This is a genomic window from Streptomyces fumanus (assembly GCF_014655295.1).
Classification (GTDB): domain Bacteria; phylum Actinomycetota; class Actinomycetes; order Streptomycetales; family Streptomycetaceae; genus Streptomyces; species Streptomyces fumanus.
On record NZ_BNBI01000005.1, the window covers coordinates 482,317 to 497,492 of the forward strand.

The following is a 15,176-nucleotide window of genomic DNA, read 5'->3' on the forward strand; positions in this document are numbered from 1 at the left end:
CACCGCTGCCCGCTCAGGGCACCTCGGTGGGCGGGACCACGGGGCTCGGGACGGCGGCGGGCGACGCGGACGGCGTGGGCTCGGCGGGCACCGGCGTGGCGGAGCGGGGCACGGGGGCGGGCGGGTCGGGGGCCGGGGCCAGGGGGACCGCCGGACGGGCGGGGGGCTCGGCGGCGGACCACGGGAACGGCAGGACGAGCAGGGCCGCCCCGGCCGCGACCGCCGCGGTGCCGGCCGCCGCGCGCAGCAGGCGCCGCCGGGACGCCGCCCGCCGGACGGCCTCGTACCGGCCGGGCGGCGGGCTCAGGTAGCCGGCGTCCGGGCGGAGCACGACCAGCAGCGGGTCGTCGTCCCGTCCGGGCTCCTGGTCGTCGTCAAGGCGTGTGGTCAACGCTCCTCCTCAGGTGGACGCGGAGCAGTTCGCGGGCCGCGTGCAGATCGGCCTTGACGGTCCCTTCCTTGCGTCCGGTCAGCACGGACACCTCCCGGATCGGCATGTCGGCGTAGTAGTGCAGCAGGATCGGCACCCGCAGCCGCTCCGGCAGCGACTGTACGAGCATCCGCACCGAGGGGTCGGCCGGTTCGTGCGGGGGCGCCACCGCGGCCTCCGCGGTGGCCTGGCGCACCGCCCGGCGCTCGCGCTCCAGCTTGCGCCAGTGGTCCCGGACCAGGTTGGCGGCGGTGACGTAGAGGAAGCCGCGGGGCTCCTCCACCGCCGTCCAGCGCGCCCAGAGCCGGGTGAACGCCTCCGAGGCGATCTCGTGGGCCGTCCCGTCGTCGTCGACGAGACGGCGGCACCAGCCCGCCAGGCGCGGGTACAGGGCGGCGAACAGCTCGGACGCCGCCCGCTCACGGGACCGTTTCACCGCTCTCCATGGTCGTGAGGGGACCGGCCGGGCGCGGCCGGTCCGGCGAAGACGATGACGTTGTCCCGGTACTCGCCGCCGGAGCGCGGGCCGCCGCAGGTGATGAGCCGCAGCTCCGGGCGGTCCACGTCACCGTAGACGTCCTCCGTGGGGAACTCGGCCTTGGCCACCGTCCGTACGGAGGTGACCGCGAACCGCGCGGTGGTGCCGTTCTCCAGGCGGGCCTCGATCCGGTCGCCCCGGCGCAGCTCCGCGAGGTGCCGGAAGACGCCGTCCCCGTGGCTGCCGACCGTGACGTGGCCGAGGATCACCGAGGGCCCCGGCCGGCCCGGGGTCGGCGAGTGCTCGTACCAGCCCGCCCGGTCGTGCGCGGTGACCGGCGGCACCTCGACCGTGCCGTCCGGCGCCAGCCCGAGCCGCAGCACCGGGGTGTCGACCCCGATGGCCGGGATCCGCAGACCGACCGGGACCGAACGTTCCAGGGGCCGCGCCGGAGCGGTGGCGGCGGGGGAGGGGGAGGAGCGGGCGGGCGGCGCGGTGTCCGCCCGGCCCTCGGGCGGGCTGCCGCCGCACCCGGCCAGGGACACGGCCAGCGCGGCGACGGCCAGAGCCCGCCCGGAGAACCGGCTCATGCCCCGGTCGCCGCCCGCCGGCGGCGTACGGCGACGAGGGCCGCGCCGCCCGCCGCGAGCGCCGCGCCGGAGCCCGCGCCGATCAGCCCCGCGCCCGGCCCGGACGACCCGTCCTCCGCGACCCCGGTGTCGGGAGCGCCCTCGGGCACGACGGAGACCTGCCCCTCGGCCACGGGCGACGGCGCCTCGGTGGGCACGGTGGCCACGGGCGACGGCACCTTGGTGGGCTCGGTGCCGGGGCTCGGGGCGTCGGAGGCCGGGACGGCGGACGGCACCGGGGAGGGGCCGTCGGCGAAGGCCGGCGCGGCGCCCGCCAGCAGGGCGGCTCCCGTCAGGGTCACGGCGCTGAGGATGATTCGGCGCATGGGTCGCTCTCTCTCGTCGGCCGGTCCGCGCGGCGCGGACCGGGGATCGGACGGAGAGACGAGGCGGAACCCGCACGGGTTGTAAAGAGACGGCAAAGCCGCCGGGGGGGCCGCGCGTCAGCCGAGGGTGAAGCGCAGCGGCGTGCCCGCCACCGCCTGGGCCGCCGCCGCGAGGGCGGGTTCCGCGACGACCGCGACGACCGGGTAGCCGCCGGTCGTGGGGTGGTCGTGCAGGAAGACCACCGGACGGCCGTCCGGCGGGACCTGGACGGCGCCCAGCACCATGCCCTCGCTGGGCAGTTCCCCGGCCCGCGCCCGTTCCAGGGGCGGCCCCTCGGTGCGCAGCCCGATGCGGTTGCTGTGCGGGGAGACCCGGTAGGCCGCCGAGGTGAGCGTGCGCAGCGCGGCCGGGGTGAACCAGTCGGCGCGGGGCCCCGGGCGCACCGGCAGGACCAGTTCCGCGGGCGGGCCCGGCCAGGGCACGGCGGCGGGCGCCGCGGGCCCCGGCGCGGGGGCGCCCAGCGGGAGCACGTCCCCGTCGCGCAGGGGAGCGGGGCCGAGGCCGGAGAGCAGGTCGGTGGAGCGGCTGCCCAGCACCGGGTCGACGGCGACGCCCCCGGCGACCGCGACGTACGCGCGCACGCCCGAGGTCACCGCCCCGACGTCCAGGACCGCGCCCGCCGGCACCCGTACGGGGGTGCCCCAGGGCGCCGGACGCCCGTCCACCCGTACCGGGCAGGGGGCGCCGCCGACCACGACGGCGACCGCGCGGTCGGGCCGCAGGGCGCAGCCGGTCAGGGTGGTCTCCAGGACGGCGGCCCCGGGATCGTTGCCGAGCAGCCGGTTGCCGAGCCGCATCGCGGGCGCGTCCAGCGCGCCGGACCGGGGCACCCCGAGGTGCGCGTGCCCGCGCCGCCCCTCGTCCTGCACGGTGGTGAGCGCACCGGCCCGCACGACGGTCAGCTTGACGGTCATACGGCACCTCCGGCGGGAGAGGCGGGGGTGCGGGGGACACCCGCGGTGGTGCCGGTCGCGTCGGGCGTCCCGGCTTCCCCCCGGCCGCCGTCCCCCACCGCCACGAACCGCACCCGCGTCCCCGGCGTCAGCAGCGCCGCCCGTTCCCGCGCCGGGTCCCACAGCGGGCCCGGGTCCGGCATGGTGCCGATCAATCGCCAGCCGCCCGGCGTGGCCCGCGGGTAGACCGCGCTGTACGGCCCGGCCAGCGCCACCGCCCCGGCCGGCACCCGGGTGCGGGGCGTGTCACGACGGGGCACGTGCAGTTCGGGGGGGAGTCCGGTGAGGTAGCCGAAGCCGGGGGCGAAACCGCAGAACGCGACCCGGTAGGTGACGGAGGCGTGCCGGGCGCCGACCTCCTGCGGCGCGACCCCCCACAGCGCCGCCACGTCGGCCAGGTCGGGACCGTCGTACCGTACGGGGATGTCCACGAGGTCCCCGTCGTCGGACGTGACCGGCGGTATCTCCCAGTCGGTGAGGCGGCGGGCCAGCGCCTCGGGGTCGGGCACGCCGTCGAGCAGGACGGTGCGCGCCCCCGGCACGATCTCCGTCACCGGCGGCAGCGTCCCGGCGGCGCGGCGCCGCAGTACCTCCGCGTGGAAGGCCGCGGTGCCCTCGGCGTCGGGCAGCTCGACGAGCAGCGCGTGCCGCCCGGCGGGGCGTGCCGTGAGCGGCCGGTCGCCGGTCATGCGAACGCCCCGACCCCGACCCCGGCCGACTCCAGCGCCTCGCGGACCCGGGCCGCGATCCGGGCCGCGCCCGGGGTGTCGCCGTGCACGCACAGCGACCGGGCGGCGACCGCGACCGTCGACCCGTCCACGGCCTCGACCGTGCCGTCCACCGCGAACCCCAGCGCCCGCCGCACCACCGCGTCCCCGTCCGTCACCACGGAGCCCGCCTCGCCGCGCGGGACGAGGGTGCCCCCGGGCGTGTAGGCGCGGTCCGCGAAAGCCTCCGGCACCCCGGTGAGACCGGCCTCCCCGGCGGCGGCGAGCAGGCGCGAGCCGGGCAGCCCGAGGACCGGCAGCGCCCCGCCCGCCAGCTTCACGCCCGCGACCACGGCACGGGCCTGCCCGGCGTCGTGCACGGTGCGGTTGTAGAGCGCGCCGTGCGGCTTGACGTACGCCACCTCGGCGCCGGCCGCCTCGGCGAACACCCGGAGCGCGCCGATCTGGTAGGCCACCTCGGCGGCCAGTTCACCGGCCGGTACGTCCATGGCGCGGCGCCCGAAGCCGGCCAGGTCGCGGTAGGACACCTGGGCCCCGATCCGTACCCCGCGCTCGGCGGCGAGGGCGCAGACGCGGCGCATCACCGAGGGGTCGCCCGCGTGGAAGCCGCAGGCGACGTTGGCGCTGGTGACGACGGAGAGCAGGGCGTCGTCGTCGGTGAGGGTCCAGCGGCCGAAGCCTTCACCGAGGTCTGCGTTGAGGTCGATCACGCTCCGAACGTAATCGATCGTTGAACGATCCGACAAGAGATCGGCGCCGTATCGGGACTCCTCCGGAAGCCGGGAGGGCCTTTCCCGGAATGTGCGAGGACCTTCCCCGGAGTCCGCACGGCGTTCACGAGCCGCGTCCGTCCGGCGTCACGAAAGTCACCCTTGTTAGATCGTTCAACGATCCCTTAGGGTCCGTGCATCTGCCACGCATCCCGAAGCTTCCGGATCGTGTCCTGCCCCCTCGCCTGAAGAAGGCCACCGAATGATCGTTCTTCTCGGTGTGGTCGTGGTGATCCTCGGATTCGTCACGCGCCGCAATCCCGTCCTCGTGGTGGGCGTCGCCGGTATCGTCACCGGACTGCTCGGCAAGATGAGCCCGCAGGAGGTCCTCGCGGCCTTCGGCCGGGCCTTCGCCGACAGCCGCTCGGTCACCGTCTTCGCCCTCGTGCTCCCGGTGATCGGCCTGCTGGAGCGCTACGGCCTGCGCGAACAGGCCCGGCACCTCATCGGCCGGCTCGGCAGGCTCAGCGCCGGCCGCTTCCTCACCGTCTACCTGCTGGTCCGGCAGGTCACCGCGGCCTTCGGCCTGAACAGCATCGGCGGCCCGGCGCAGACCGTGCGACCGCTGGTCGCGCCCATGGCCGAGGCCGCCGCCGAGCGGTCCACCGGTGCCAAGCTGCCCGACCGGCTGCGCGAGAAGGTGCGCTCCTATTCGGCCTCGGCCGACACCGTGGGCGTCTTCTTCGGCGAGGACTGCTTCATCGCCATCGGCTCGATCCTGCTGATCACCGGCTTCGTGAACTCCACCTACCAGCAGCACATCGAACCGACCCAGCTCGCCCTGTGGGCCATCCCGCTCGCCGTCTGCGCCTTCCTCATCCACGGCGCCCGGCTGCTGCTCCTGGACCGGTACCTGGAGCGCGAGATGGCGCTCGCCGCCGCCGAGCACGACCTTCCGCTGCCCGAGGGGACCGACAAGTGATCAAGGTCGAATGGCTCTACTGGCTGGTGGGCCTCGTCTTCGTCGTCATGGCCGCGCAGATGGCCGCCGACCGCAGCAACCCCAAGCGCTGGACCACCGCCGCGTTCTGGGGCCTGCTCGGACTGACCTTCCCCTACGGCACCGGCGTCGCCAACGCCACCGCCGGCAAGGACGGCTGGACCCTGCCCGCCGAACCCCTCGGCGTCGCCGTCCTCGCCCTGATCGTGCTCGCCGGGTTCACCTTCCTCGGCAAGGGCGTCCCGGTCACCACCACCGGCGAACAGCGCGAGGCGTCGGCCCGCCGGCTCGGCAGCAGGATCTTCCTGCCCGCGCTGACCATCCCGCTGGTCGCCATCGTCTGCGCCGCCGTGCTGGACGACTCCGGACTGTTCGAGAAGGGCCAGGCCACCCTCCTCGGCCTGGGCGTCGGATGCGTCGCCGCGCTGATCGTCGGCCTGCTGGTCACCGGCGAGAAGAAGATCTCCGTACCCCTGCACTCCGGACGCTCCATGCTGGAGGCGATGGGCTCCGCCCTGCTGCTGCCCCAGCTCCTGGCCGTGCTCGGCTCGATCTTCGCCGCCGCCGGGGTCGGCACCCAGGTCGGCGAGATCGTGAACGACGTCCTGCCGGACGACTCCAAGTACCTCGCCGTGATCGCGTACTGCGTCGGCATGTTCCTGTTCACCGTGATCATGGGCAACGCCTTCGCCGCGTTCCCCGTGATGACCGCGGCGATCGGCTGGCCGGTGCTCATCCAGCAGATGCACGGCAACGAACCCGCCGTCCTGGCCATCGGCATGCTCGCCGGGTTCAGCGGCACCCTGTGCACCCCCATGGCCGCCAACTTCAACATCGTCCCGGCCACCCTGCTCGAACTGAAGGACCAGTACGGCCCGATCAAGGCACAGCTCCCGACCGGGATCGCGCTCCTCGGCTGCTGCACCGTGATCATGGCGTTCTTCGCCTTCTGAGCCCGCCCCGCCCTCCCGACCTTCGTGAAGGAAGTGCCGTGACCCGCGTCCTCATCACCGGCTTCGCCCCGTTCGGCGGCGAGCGGGTGAACCCGTCCTGGCAGGCGGCGTCCCTGGTGGCCGCCGAACCGCCCGCCGGGCTCACCGTCACCGCCGTCGAACTGCCCTGCGTCTTCGGCGAGTCCCTCGACGTCCTGCGCGACGCCCTCCGCGCCACCGGCCCCGACCTGGTGGTCTGCCTGGGCCAGGCGGGCGGGCGCCCCGGCGTCACCGTCGAACGCGTCGGCATCAACGTCGACGACGCGCGCATCCCCGACAACGCGGGCCGGCAGCCCATCGACGAACCGGTGATCCCCGACGGCCCCGCCGCCTACTTCTCCACCCTCCCCGTCAAGGCGTGCGTCGCCGCGCTGCGCGAGGCCGGCGTCCCCGCCGCCCTCTCGCACACCGCCGGCACCTTCGTCTGCAACCACGTCGCCTACGGCCTCGGCCACCTCATCGCCACCGAGTTCCCGCACGTCCGGGGCGGGTTCGTACACGTGCCCTGGGCGCCGGAACAGGTCACCGACGGACAGTCGCCCGCGCTGCCGCCCGCCACCGTCGCGCACGGCCTGCGCGCCCTGCTGACCGCCGCCGCCCGCACCGAGCGGGACCTGAAGGTGACCGAGGGAGCCACCCACTGATGACCCTCGCCCGCCACGCCGCCCCCTTCGCCCGGCTCGCCCTGGCCAACATCACCCGCGAGTACCCCAACTTCCCGGCCCACCTGATCACCACCCCCGACGAGCTCCTCGCCCCGCGCACCCTGCACCCGGCGTTCTACGGCGCCTACGACTGGCACTCGTCGGTCCACATGCACTGGCTGCTGGTCCGGCTGCTGCGCCGGCACGGCGGCACCCCCGCGCTGCCCGGCACCGCACCGGCCGTCGCCGTGCTCGACCGGCACCTCACCCCCGGCCACCTCGCCACCGAAGCCGCCTACCTGCGCGACCACCCGTCCTTCGAGCGGCCCTACGGCTGGGCCTGGCTGCTCGCGCTCGCCGCCGAGTGCCGGGCGTACGGCGGCCCGGCGGGCGCCCGCTGGACCGGAGCGCTGGCCCCGGCCGTCGCCACCGTCGACCGGCTGCTCGCCGACTGGCTGCCCAGGGCCACCTACCCGGTGCGCCACGGCAACCACCCCAACAGCGCCTTCGCCCTCGGCCTCGCCCTGGACTCGGGCCTGCTGACGGAGCCGACCGAACGGGCGGTACGGGAACGGCTGCTGGCCTGGTTCGCCGACGATCACGACGCGCCCGCCCACTGGGAGCCGTCCGGGCAGGACTTCCTGTCCCCGGCGCTGACCGAGGCCGACGCGATGCGCCGGGTGCTGCCGGGCGAGCGGTTCGCCCCGTGGCTGGACCGCTTCCTGCCCGCGCTGGCCGCCGGGGAGTCCTGCCCGCTGCTGGAGGTGCCGGTCGTCTCCGACCACACCGATCCGCAGATCGGCCATCTGCTCGGCCTCGCCCTCAGCCGGGCGGCGGCGCTGCGCTCCCTGGCCGCCGCCCTCCCGGCCGGCCCGGTCCGCGACCGCCTGGCCGGCGCGGCTGAGGCGCACCTCGCGGCCGGCCTGCCCGCCGTGCGGCGCGGCGACTTCACCACCGACCACTGGCTGGCCACCTTCGCCACCCTCGCCCTGGACGCTGCGTAGGACCGGGGCCGGTCACCGCCGCTCGGCCCTGAAGCGGCGCCGGTACTCCGTCGGGGTCGTGCCCAGGCGCCGGCGGAACGCCCGGACCAGGGTGTCGGTGGTGCCGAAACCGCAGTCGCCGACGACGCGTTCGAGCGTGGCGTCGGTGGATTCGAGCTGGTTGCGGGCCCGCTCGACCCGGACGGACTCGATGTACGCGCCCGGGGTCATGCCGAGTTCCGTCTTGAAGATGCGGGTGAGCTGCCGCTCGCTGACATGCGCGTAGGCCGCCACGTCGGCGACGGTGAGCGGGGTGTGCAGATGGCGCAGGATGTGGTGGCGCAGGTCCTCCACGCGCCGGGTCGGGGAGACCGGGTCGAGGGGCACGCTGAACTGGCTCTGCCCGCCGGGCCGTTTCAGGTACATCACCAACTGCCGGGCGACCCGCAGCGCGGTCGCCTCCCCGAAGTCGTCGGCGACCAGGGCGAGGGAGAGGTCCAGGCAGGCGCTGATGCCCGCGCCGGTCCACACCTCGCCCTCCCGCACGAAGATGGGATCGGCGTCGACCTCGATCTCCGGGTGCTCGGCGGCCAGTTGGCGCGCGGTCGACCAGTGCGTGGTGGCGCGCTTGCCGTCCAGCAGCCCGGCGGCGGCCAGCACATGCGCCCCGACGCACACCGAGGCCACCCGCCGGGAGGCGGCGGCGAGCCCGCGCACCCGGTCGACCACCGCCGGGTCGGTGCGCGCCCGCACCCGGCGCCGCTCGTCGATGTCCACCGCGCCGGGCACCAGCAGGGTGTCGATCCGGCGCGCCGCCACCTCCGCGAAGGTCGCGTCGGGCAGCACCCGCACCCCCGCGGCGGTGGTGACCGGGTCCCCCGTCTCGGCGGCCAGCACCACCTCGTACGCCGCCGGGTCACCGGTCTCGCGGCGCACCAGGGAGAACACCTCCGGCGGTCCGGTGACGTCGAGCAGGTCGACCCCGTCGAAGAGGACGATGACGACGAGGCGTCCGGCAGTGCTCACGGGATCTCCGTCCGGTCGGCGGCAGCGCGAAATGCGATGTCCGGATCTGCAGGTTAGACGACATTGCCGACACAGGGGAGGCGGCCCTAGCGTTCTTCACACGGCCCCGCCACCCGGCGCGGACCGGCCACCACCGCCCTCTGGGGGAGACCGCCATGCCCACCCTGCGTGAACTCAACGGCTTCGACGAGACGCCCGCCACCCTCGCCGAGTCCACCCTGATCCTCGTCGACTACCAGAACACCTACGTCGGCGGCGTCATGGAACTCGACGGCTGGCAGGCCGCCCTCGACTCCGCCGCCGACCTGCTGGCCCGCGCCCGCGAGGCCGGCACCAAGGTCATCCACGTGATCAACGACGGCGGCGAGGGCAGCCTCTACGACATCCGCGCCGAGATCGGCCGGATCCACCCCCGCCTCGCCCCGGCCGAGGGCGAGACCGTCGTGGTCAAGAAGGTGCCCAACGCCTTCGTCGGCACCGACCTGGGCACCCACGTCGACGCCGCCGGCCACCAGGACGTGATCATCGCCGGGTTCATGACCCATATGTGCGTCCTGTTCACCACCGAGGGCGCCTTCCTGCGCGGCAACCGGCCCACCGTGGTCGCCGACGCCTGCGCCACCCGCCCGCTCGGCTCCCCGGACGCCGACCTCACCGCCGGGCAGGTCCACCAGAGCGCCCTCGCCACCATCGGCGACCTGTACGGCGTCGTCGTCCGGTCGGTGAAGGACCTCACCTGATCACCATGCGTGAACCCCGCCGCCCGGGGATACCTGGTGCGGCATGGCAAGAGTCACGAACCCGCCGCCCACGGCGGCCCCGGAGGGCCCGGCGCTCAAGCGCGCCCTGACCACTCCGCTGCTCTACTTCTTCATATTGGGCGACGTCCTCGGCGCCGGTGTCTACGTCCTGGTCGGACAGGTGGCCGCCGACGCCGGGGGAGCGGTGTGGGCGCCGCTCGCCGTCGCGCTGCTGCTCGCCCTGCTCACCGCGGCCTCCTACGCCGAGCTGGCCACGAAGTACCCCCGCGCGGGCGGCGCCTCGCACTACGCCACCCGCGCCTTCGGGCCGTTCGCCGGGTTCGTCGCCGGCTTCTGCATGCTCGCCGCCGGCATCGTCTCCGTGGCCGCGCTGGCCCGCGGCTTCGGCGGCGACTACCTGTCCGCCTTCGTGACCCTGCCCGTCTCACTCGTCGCCGTGGTCTTCCTCGCGCTGCTGGCGCTGGTCAACGCCCGCGGCGTCAAGGAGTCCACCCGCGCCAACGTGGTCGCCACCGTCGTCGAGGTCGGCGGTCTGCTCGTCATCGTCGCCCTCGGCGCGTGGCTGCTGCTGCGCGGCGACGGCGACGTGGGGCGGCTCGGCTCGCTGGGCACTCCCGAGAAGGGGGCCGCCGCCGCGCTGCTGAGCGGCTCGGTCCTCGCGTACTACTCCTTCGTCGGGTTCGAGACCTCGGTGAACGTCGCCGAGGAGACCCGCGATCCCCGCCGCTCCTACCCGCGCGCCCTGTTCGGCGCGCTCGCCACCGCCGGCGCCGTGTACGTGCTGGTGGGCATCGCGGCCTCGGCCGCCGTCCCCACCGACCGCCTGGTGGCGTCCAGCGGTCCGCTGCTGGAGGTGGTCAAGGAGGCCGGCGGGGTGCCGGTCAAGCTGTTCAGCGCGATCGCCCTCGTCGCGGTCGCCAACGGCGCGCTGCTCACCGGCATCATGTCCTCCCGCCTCGCCTACGGCATGGCCCGCGACGGTCTGCTGCCCGCCCCGCTGGCCCGGGTGCTGCCCGGCCGCCGCACCCCGTGGGTGGCGATCGCCGTCACCTCCGTCCTGGCCATGCTGCTGGCGCTCACCGGCAATGTCGCCACCCTGGCGTCCACTCTGGTGCTGCTGCTCCTGGTGGTGTTCTTCATGGTGAACATCGCCGTGCTGGTGCTGCGCCGGGACCCCGGCGAGAGCGATCACTTCCGCGCCCCGACGGTGCTCCCCGTGCTGGGCGCCGCGTCCTGTGTCGCGCTGGCCACCCAGATCGAGGCCGAGGTCTGGCTGCGCGGCCTGCTCGTCCTGGCCACCGGGGTGGTGCTCGCCGCGGTCGCCACGCTGCGGCGCCGGCGCACCGCCCCGTAACGGAGCGGCCGCACCCCCCGTCAGGCCGTGTGCCGCCGGATACGCGCGAGCAGGGTACGCAACTGCTCGCGCTCCTCCGCGTCCAGGGCCGCCGTCGCCTCGGCCAGCGCCAGCCGGTCGACCTCCTCGGCCTCGCGGTGGCAGCGCACCCCCTCCGGGGTGAGGCGCAGCAGGAACGCCCGCCGGTCGTGCGGGTGACGCACCCGCTCCACCAGGCCGTCCCGTTCCAGACTGTCGACGATGCTGGTCGCGGTCCGCGCCGCGATGCCCGCCATCTCGCTCAGGTCCCGCATCCGCAGCGGCTGTTCGGCCCGGGCCAGCATGCGCAGCGCCCGCAGCCGGGCCACCGACGCGCCCTTCTCCCGCAGCCGGGCCTCCACGAACTGCCGCAGCCCGTTCGTCGTCTCGTACAGCTCGTCGATCAGGATGTCGCTGCTGCCCTGTACCGCCATGGCGTGTCCCCGTCCCGTGGTCGCGTCTCTCCGTGCCGGTCGGAACCCATTCTATGAGTACGCACATAGTGTGTATGCTCAGCACATGCGCCGACGTCACTCCTCCGTGCTGTCTGCCCTGCCGCTCCGTCTCAGCCAGCGCCTGGTCGTCCCGGTGGTCTGCGTCTGCGTGACGTTCATCGCCATCGTCGACGGCGCGATCACCACCGTGGCCCTCCCGTCGATCGCCCGGCAGTTCGACCTGACGACGGCCGCCCTGGACGGGGTGGTCGTGGTCTACCCGGTCTGCCTGGCGATGGCGATACCCGCCTCCGCCTGGCTGGTCGAGCGGTTCGGCGGCAAACGCGTCCTGCTCACCGCCCTCGTCGGGTTCCTGGTCTCCTCCGCGCTGTGCGGCTCGGCGGCCGGCCTCGGCGTGCTCGTCGTCTACCGCGCGGTGCAGGGCCTGTCCGCCGGGCTGCTGCTGCCCGCCTCGGCGGCGCTGCTGTTCGGCACGTTCACCCCCGCCGAGCAGGTGCGGGTCTCCCGCTACATGATCGTCCCGCAGCAGATCGCCCCGGCCGCCGCCCCGATCCTGGGCGGCCTGCTGGTGGACCACCTCTCCTGGCGGTGGGTGTTCTACGTCAACGTGCCGGTGGGCCTGCCGGCCGTGGTGTTCGGCGCGCTGTTCCTCGCCGGGCACCACGGCGGCCGGCCGGGGCGCTTCGACCTGACCGGGCTGCTGCTCAGCGCGGCGGCACTGGGCACCGTCATGTTCGGCGTCTGCGAAGGCCCCAACCGGGGCTGGTCCTCGGCCGCCGTCGTCACCGCGCTGGCCCTCGGAGCCGTCCTGCTCACCGCCGCCGTCGTCCAGCAACTGCGCGTCGGCGAACCGCTGCTGAAGCTGCGGCTCTTCGCCGACCGGCTGTTCCGGGACACCAACCTGCTCAACCTGGTCGGCCTGATCCCCATCCTCGGCGCCATGTACCTCGGCCCGCTCTTCCTCCAGCAGGCCCAGGGCCGCACCGCCTCCGAGTCCGGCCTGGCCACCTTCCCCGAGGCGTTCGGCGTCCTGCTGACCGTCCAGGTCGTCGGCGTGCTCTACGCCCGCATAGGTCCCCGGATCATCGTCGGCTGCGGCATGACCGGCGTCTGCGCCGTGCTGCTGGCCTTCGCCACCTGCGACGCGGACACCGGCCCCTGGACCTTCCGCGCCTACATGTTCCTGCTCGGCCTCGCCATGGGCTGCTTCTTCATACCCACCACGGTGGCCTCCCTGGCCACCGTCGACCGCTCGGACCTGCCCCAGGCCACCACCCTGAACACCGTCGTCCGGCAGACCGGCGGCGCGCTCGCCCCGGCCATGGTGACCACCGCCCTGGTCCTGGGCACCCCGGCGGCGGCCGCCGCCGACCCGCCCGTCTCCGCCTACCAGCACGCCTACCTCGTGCTCGCCGCGCTCGCCGCGGTGACCGCCGTCTTCGCCTTCACCCTCCCCGACGGCCCCGCCCGCGCCGCCGCCCGCGGCGGCACGGCCACCGCCCCCGCCCGCCCCGCCCGCTTCCGCGGCCGGGGGCAGCCGGTGGACTCCTGACCGCACCGCCGCGCCGCCGGAGCCGAAGCCGCGCGGCGGCACGCGGCTGCCCCGGCAGGGCGGCAGGCTCTGGCCCGTTCTCACCCGGGAACTGTGGCTGAGGGCGTACGACCTGTGACGATAAAGTGTCTCCGGTCAGTTCCGGCGACAGGACCTGTGAGGTATCCGCGACCATGCCGACGGAAACGCATGAGTTCCAGGTAGAGGCCCGTCAGCTACTGAAGCTGATGATCCACTCGGTCTACTCGAACAAGGACGTCTTCCTGCGGGAACTCGTCTCCAACGCCTCCGACGCGCTCGACAAGCTCCGCCTGGAGAAGCTGCGGGACGACTCCCTCGACGCCGACGTCTCCGACCTGCACATCGAGATCGAGACCGACAAGGACGCCCGTACCCTCACGGTGCGGGACAACGGCATCGGGATGTCGTACGACGAGGTCGGGCAGCTCATCGGCACCATCGCCAACTCGGGCACCGCCAAGTTCCTCCAGGAGCTGAAGGAGTCCCAGGACGCGCAGAACGCCGAAGGGCTCATCGGCCAGTTCGGCGTCGGCTTCTACTCCGGTTTCATGGTGGCCGACGAGGTCACCCTGCTGACCCGGCGGGCCGGCGAGACCCAGGGCACCCGCTGGACCTCGCGCGGCGAGGGCACGTACACGCTGGAGACGGTCGACGACGCGCCGCAGGGCACCTCGGTCACCCTGCACCTGAAGCCCGCCGACCCGGAGAACCAGCTCCACGACTACACCGCCCCCTGGAAGATCAGGGAGATCATCAAGCGGTACTCGGACTTCATCACCTGGCCCGTCCGGATGGTGCCCGAGAAGCCCGCCGAGGGCGACCAGGCCCCCGAGCCCGAGACCCTCAACTCGATGAAGGCGCTGTGGGCGCGGCCCCGCGACGAGGTCACCGACGACGAGTACCACGAGCTGTACAAGCACATCGGCCACGACTGGCGCGACCCGCTGGAGACGATCCGGCTCCAGGCGGAGGGCACCTTCGAGTACCAGGCCCTGCTGTTCCTGCCCGAGCACGCGCCCCACGACCTGTTCACCCGGGAGTACCGCCGGGGCCTGCAGCTCTACGTCAAGCGCGTGCTGATCATGGACGAGTGCGAGGCGCTGCTGCCGCCGTACCTCCGCTTCGTCAAGGGTGTCGTCGACGCGGCCGACCTCTCGCTCAACGTCTCCCGCGAGATCCTCCAGCAGGACCGGCACATCGAGATGATGCGGCGTCGGCTGACCAAGAAGGTCCTCTCCACGGTCAAGGACCTGATGACCAAGGACCAGGACCGCTACGCCACGTTCTGGCGGGAGTTCGGCACCGCCGTGAAGGAGGGCCTGGTCACCGACCCGGAGAACCGGGACGCCATCCTCGCCGTCGCGTCGTTCGCGAGCACGCGCCACGAGTCCGAACTCACCACGCTCAAGGACTACGTGGCGCGGATGAAGGAGGGCCAGGAGGACATCTACTACCTGGCCGGCGAGTCCCGGCAGGCCATCGAGAACTCCCCGCACATGGAGGCGTTCCGGGACCGGGGCATCGAGGTGCTGCTGCTCACCGACGCCGTCGACGAGGTGTGGGCCGACGCCGTCGGCGAGTTCGAGGGCAAGAAGCTGCGGTCCGTCGCCAAGGGGCAGATCGACCTCGGCGCCAAGGACGAGGACGGCACCGAGGAGGACCGGGAGAAGCGGACGGAGGAGTACTCCGGGCTGCTCGACTGGATGAAGGAGAAGCTGGCCGAGGACGTCAAGGAGGTCCGCCTGTCCTCCCGGCTCACCGTCTCCCCGGCCTGTGTCGTCTCCGACACCGGCGACCTGACCCCGGCGCTGGAGAACATGTACCGGGCGATGGGCCAGGAGGTGCCCGCGTTCAAGCGGATCCTGGAGCTGAACCCGGACCACCAGTTGGTCAAGGGCCTCAACCAGGCGTACAAGGAGCGCGAGGACCGGGACGCCCTCGCCGACACCGCCGAGCTGCTGTACGGCCTGGCGGTGCTCGCGGAGGGCGGCCAGCCCAAGGAGCCGACCCGGTTCGTGAAGCTGATGGCGGACCGCCTGGAGCGGTCCCTGTAAC

General features: G+C 74.0%; 17 protein-coding genes. 8 read left to right on the forward strand and 9 right to left on the reverse strand.

Features of this window, described 5'->3' with window-relative positions; all coding sequences use genetic code 11:
- Positions 1 to 13: 13 nt before the first annotated feature.
- The 7 genes from IE316_RS35945 to IE316_RS14020 all read right to left on the reverse strand — a co-directional run bounded on the left by IE316_RS35945 (position 14) and on the right by IE316_RS14020 (position 4,315).
- On the reverse strand, positions 14 to 391 hold the full coding sequence (locus tag IE316_RS35945) for a hypothetical protein (RefSeq protein ID WP_190204595.1): 378 nt from the start codon (positions 389 to 391) through the stop codon (positions 14 to 16).
- Positions 375 to 866 carry an RNA polymerase sigma factor gene (locus tag IE316_RS13995; RefSeq protein ID WP_190204596.1) on the reverse strand — a complete coding sequence of 164 codons (492 nt, stop codon included), beginning with the start codon at positions 864 to 866 and terminating at the stop codon, positions 375 to 377. Before IE316_RS13995 ends, IE316_RS35945 begins: the two co-directional genes overlap by 17 nt.
- A complete protein-coding gene (locus IE316_RS14000; protein ID WP_190204597.1) occupies positions 863 to 1,498 on the reverse strand; it encodes a class F sortase in 636 nt (211 codons plus the stop codon). The genes IE316_RS13995 and IE316_RS14000 overlap by 4 nt, the downstream gene beginning before the upstream one ends.
- Positions 1,495 to 1,863 (reverse strand): Tat pathway signal sequence domain protein, encoded by a 369-nt coding sequence (locus IE316_RS14005; RefSeq protein ID WP_190204598.1) that lies wholly within the window; start codon positions 1,861 to 1,863, stop codon positions 1,495 to 1,497. The genes IE316_RS14000 and IE316_RS14005 overlap by 4 nt, the downstream gene beginning before the upstream one ends.
- Positions 1,864 to 1,980: 117 nt before the next feature.
- Positions 1,981 to 2,838, reverse strand: coding sequence for a 5-oxoprolinase subunit C family protein (locus tag IE316_RS14010; RefSeq protein ID WP_190204599.1), 858 nt, complete (start codon positions 2,836 to 2,838; stop codon positions 1,981 to 1,983).
- Positions 2,835 to 3,566: a 5-oxoprolinase subunit B family protein gene (locus tag IE316_RS14015; RefSeq protein WP_190204600.1), complete on the reverse strand. Its 732-nt coding sequence runs from the start codon at positions 3,564 to 3,566 to the stop codon at positions 2,835 to 2,837. The genes IE316_RS14010 and IE316_RS14015 overlap by 4 nt, the downstream gene beginning before the upstream one ends.
- Positions 3,563 to 4,315 (reverse strand): LamB/YcsF family protein, encoded by a 753-nt coding sequence (locus IE316_RS14020; RefSeq protein ID WP_190204601.1) that lies wholly within the window; start codon positions 4,313 to 4,315, stop codon positions 3,563 to 3,565. The genes IE316_RS14015 and IE316_RS14020 overlap by 4 nt, the downstream gene beginning before the upstream one ends.
- 262 nt (positions 4,316 to 4,577) lie before the next feature.
- Between IE316_RS14020 and IE316_RS14025 the strand changes: the two genes are divergently transcribed.
- Genes IE316_RS14025 through IE316_RS14040 form a run of 4 tightly spaced genes read left to right on the forward strand, consistent with a single transcriptional unit; the run spans position 4,578 to position 7,955 of the window.
- On the forward strand, positions 4,578 to 5,297 hold the full coding sequence (locus IE316_RS14025) for a DUF969 domain-containing protein (protein WP_190204602.1): 720 nt from the start codon (positions 4,578 to 4,580) through the stop codon (positions 5,295 to 5,297).
- Positions 5,294 to 6,268, forward strand: a complete 975-nt coding sequence (locus IE316_RS14030; protein ID WP_190204603.1) for a DUF979 domain-containing protein — start codon at positions 5,294 to 5,296, stop codon at positions 6,266 to 6,268. Before IE316_RS14025 ends, IE316_RS14030 begins: the two co-directional genes overlap by 4 nt.
- A 38-nt stretch (positions 6,269 to 6,306) precedes the next feature.
- On the forward strand, positions 6,307 to 6,951 hold the full coding sequence (gene pcp, locus IE316_RS14035; RefSeq protein ID WP_190204604.1) for a pyroglutamyl-peptidase I: 645 nt from the start codon (positions 6,307 to 6,309) through the stop codon (positions 6,949 to 6,951).
- Complete coding sequence (locus tag IE316_RS14040; protein WP_190204605.1) at positions 6,951 to 7,955, forward strand: DUF2891 domain-containing protein; 1,005 nt, start codon at positions 6,951 to 6,953, stop codon at positions 7,953 to 7,955. The genes pcp and IE316_RS14040 overlap by 1 nt, the downstream gene beginning before the upstream one ends.
- Before the next feature lie 12 nt (positions 7,956 to 7,967).
- On the opposite strand, the gene IE316_RS14045 is transcribed toward IE316_RS14040, so the two are convergent.
- Positions 7,968 to 8,960 (reverse strand): GlxA family transcriptional regulator, encoded by a 993-nt coding sequence (locus tag IE316_RS14045; protein ID WP_190204606.1) that lies wholly within the window; start codon positions 8,958 to 8,960, stop codon positions 7,968 to 7,970.
- Between the two features lie 155 nt (positions 8,961 to 9,115).
- Here IE316_RS14045 and IE316_RS14050 point away from each other — a divergent pair, with 155 nt between their 5' ends.
- Together IE316_RS14050 and IE316_RS14055 are read left to right on the forward strand one after the other, a co-directional pair.
- Positions 9,116 to 9,700: a cysteine hydrolase family protein gene (locus IE316_RS14050; RefSeq protein ID WP_190204607.1), complete on the forward strand. Its 585-nt coding sequence runs from the start codon at positions 9,116 to 9,118 to the stop codon at positions 9,698 to 9,700.
- 43 nt (positions 9,701 to 9,743) lie between these two features.
- The gene (locus IE316_RS14055; protein ID WP_190204608.1) at positions 9,744 to 11,075 is read left to right on the forward strand and encodes an APC family permease; all 1,332 of its coding nucleotides are present in this window, start codon (positions 9,744 to 9,746) and stop codon (positions 11,073 to 11,075) included.
- 20 nt (positions 11,076 to 11,095) lie between these two features.
- Here the strand turns inward: IE316_RS14055 and IE316_RS14060 are convergent, their stop codons facing one another.
- Positions 11,096 to 11,527: a MarR family winged helix-turn-helix transcriptional regulator gene (locus IE316_RS14060; protein WP_190204609.1), complete on the reverse strand. Its 432-nt coding sequence runs from the start codon at positions 11,525 to 11,527 to the stop codon at positions 11,096 to 11,098.
- A gap of 169 nt (positions 11,528 to 11,696) precedes the next feature.
- Here IE316_RS14060 and IE316_RS14065 point away from each other — a divergent pair, with 169 nt between their 5' ends.
- Complete coding sequence (locus tag IE316_RS14065) at positions 11,697 to 13,100, forward strand: DHA2 family efflux MFS transporter permease subunit (protein WP_229910389.1); 1,404 nt, start codon at positions 11,697 to 11,699, stop codon at positions 13,098 to 13,100.
- 173 nt (positions 13,101 to 13,273) lie between these two features.
- The gene (gene htpG, locus IE316_RS14070; protein ID WP_190204611.1) at positions 13,274 to 15,175 is read left to right on the forward strand and encodes a molecular chaperone HtpG; all 1,902 of its coding nucleotides are present in this window, start codon (positions 13,274 to 13,276) and stop codon (positions 15,173 to 15,175) included.
- Position 15,176 lies beyond the last annotated feature (1 nt).

What these genes read in the sequence shown, in the direction of transcription:
- IE316_RS14005 (WP_190204598.1), bottom strand. Translation starts at nt 1,863, where the DNA reads ATGCGCCGAATCATCCTCAGCGCCGTGACCCTGACGGGAGCCGCCCTG.
- IE316_RS14040 (WP_190204605.1), top strand. Translation starts at nt 6,951, where the DNA reads ATGACCCTCGCCCGCCACGCCGCCCCCTTCGCCCGGCTCGCCCTGGCC.
- IE316_RS14050 (WP_190204607.1), top strand. Translation starts at nt 9,116, where the DNA reads ATGCCCACCCTGCGTGAACTCAACGGCTTCGACGAGACGCCCGCCACC.
- IE316_RS14055 (WP_190204608.1), top strand. Translation starts at nt 9,744, where the DNA reads ATGGCAAGAGTCACGAACCCGCCGCCCACGGCGGCCCCGGAGGGCCCG.
- IE316_RS14010 (WP_190204599.1), bottom strand. Translation starts at nt 2,838, where the DNA reads ATGACCGTCAAGCTGACCGTCGTGCGGGCCGGTGCGCTCACCACCGTG.
- IE316_RS14000 (WP_190204597.1), bottom strand. Translation starts at nt 1,498, where the DNA reads ATGAGCCGGTTCTCCGGGCGGGCTCTGGCCGTCGCCGCGCTGGCCGTG.
- IE316_RS14025 (WP_190204602.1), top strand. Translation starts at nt 4,578, where the DNA reads ATGATCGTTCTTCTCGGTGTGGTCGTGGTGATCCTCGGATTCGTCACG.
- IE316_RS14060 (WP_190204609.1), bottom strand. Translation starts at nt 11,527, where the DNA reads ATGGCGGTACAGGGCAGCAGCGACATCCTGATCGACGAGCTGTACGAG.
- IE316_RS14015 (WP_190204600.1), bottom strand. Translation starts at nt 3,566, where the DNA reads ATGACCGGCGACCGGCCGCTCACGGCACGCCCCGCCGGGCGGCACGCG.
- htpG (WP_190204611.1), top strand. Translation starts at nt 13,274, where the DNA reads ATGCCGACGGAAACGCATGAGTTCCAGGTAGAGGCCCGTCAGCTACTG.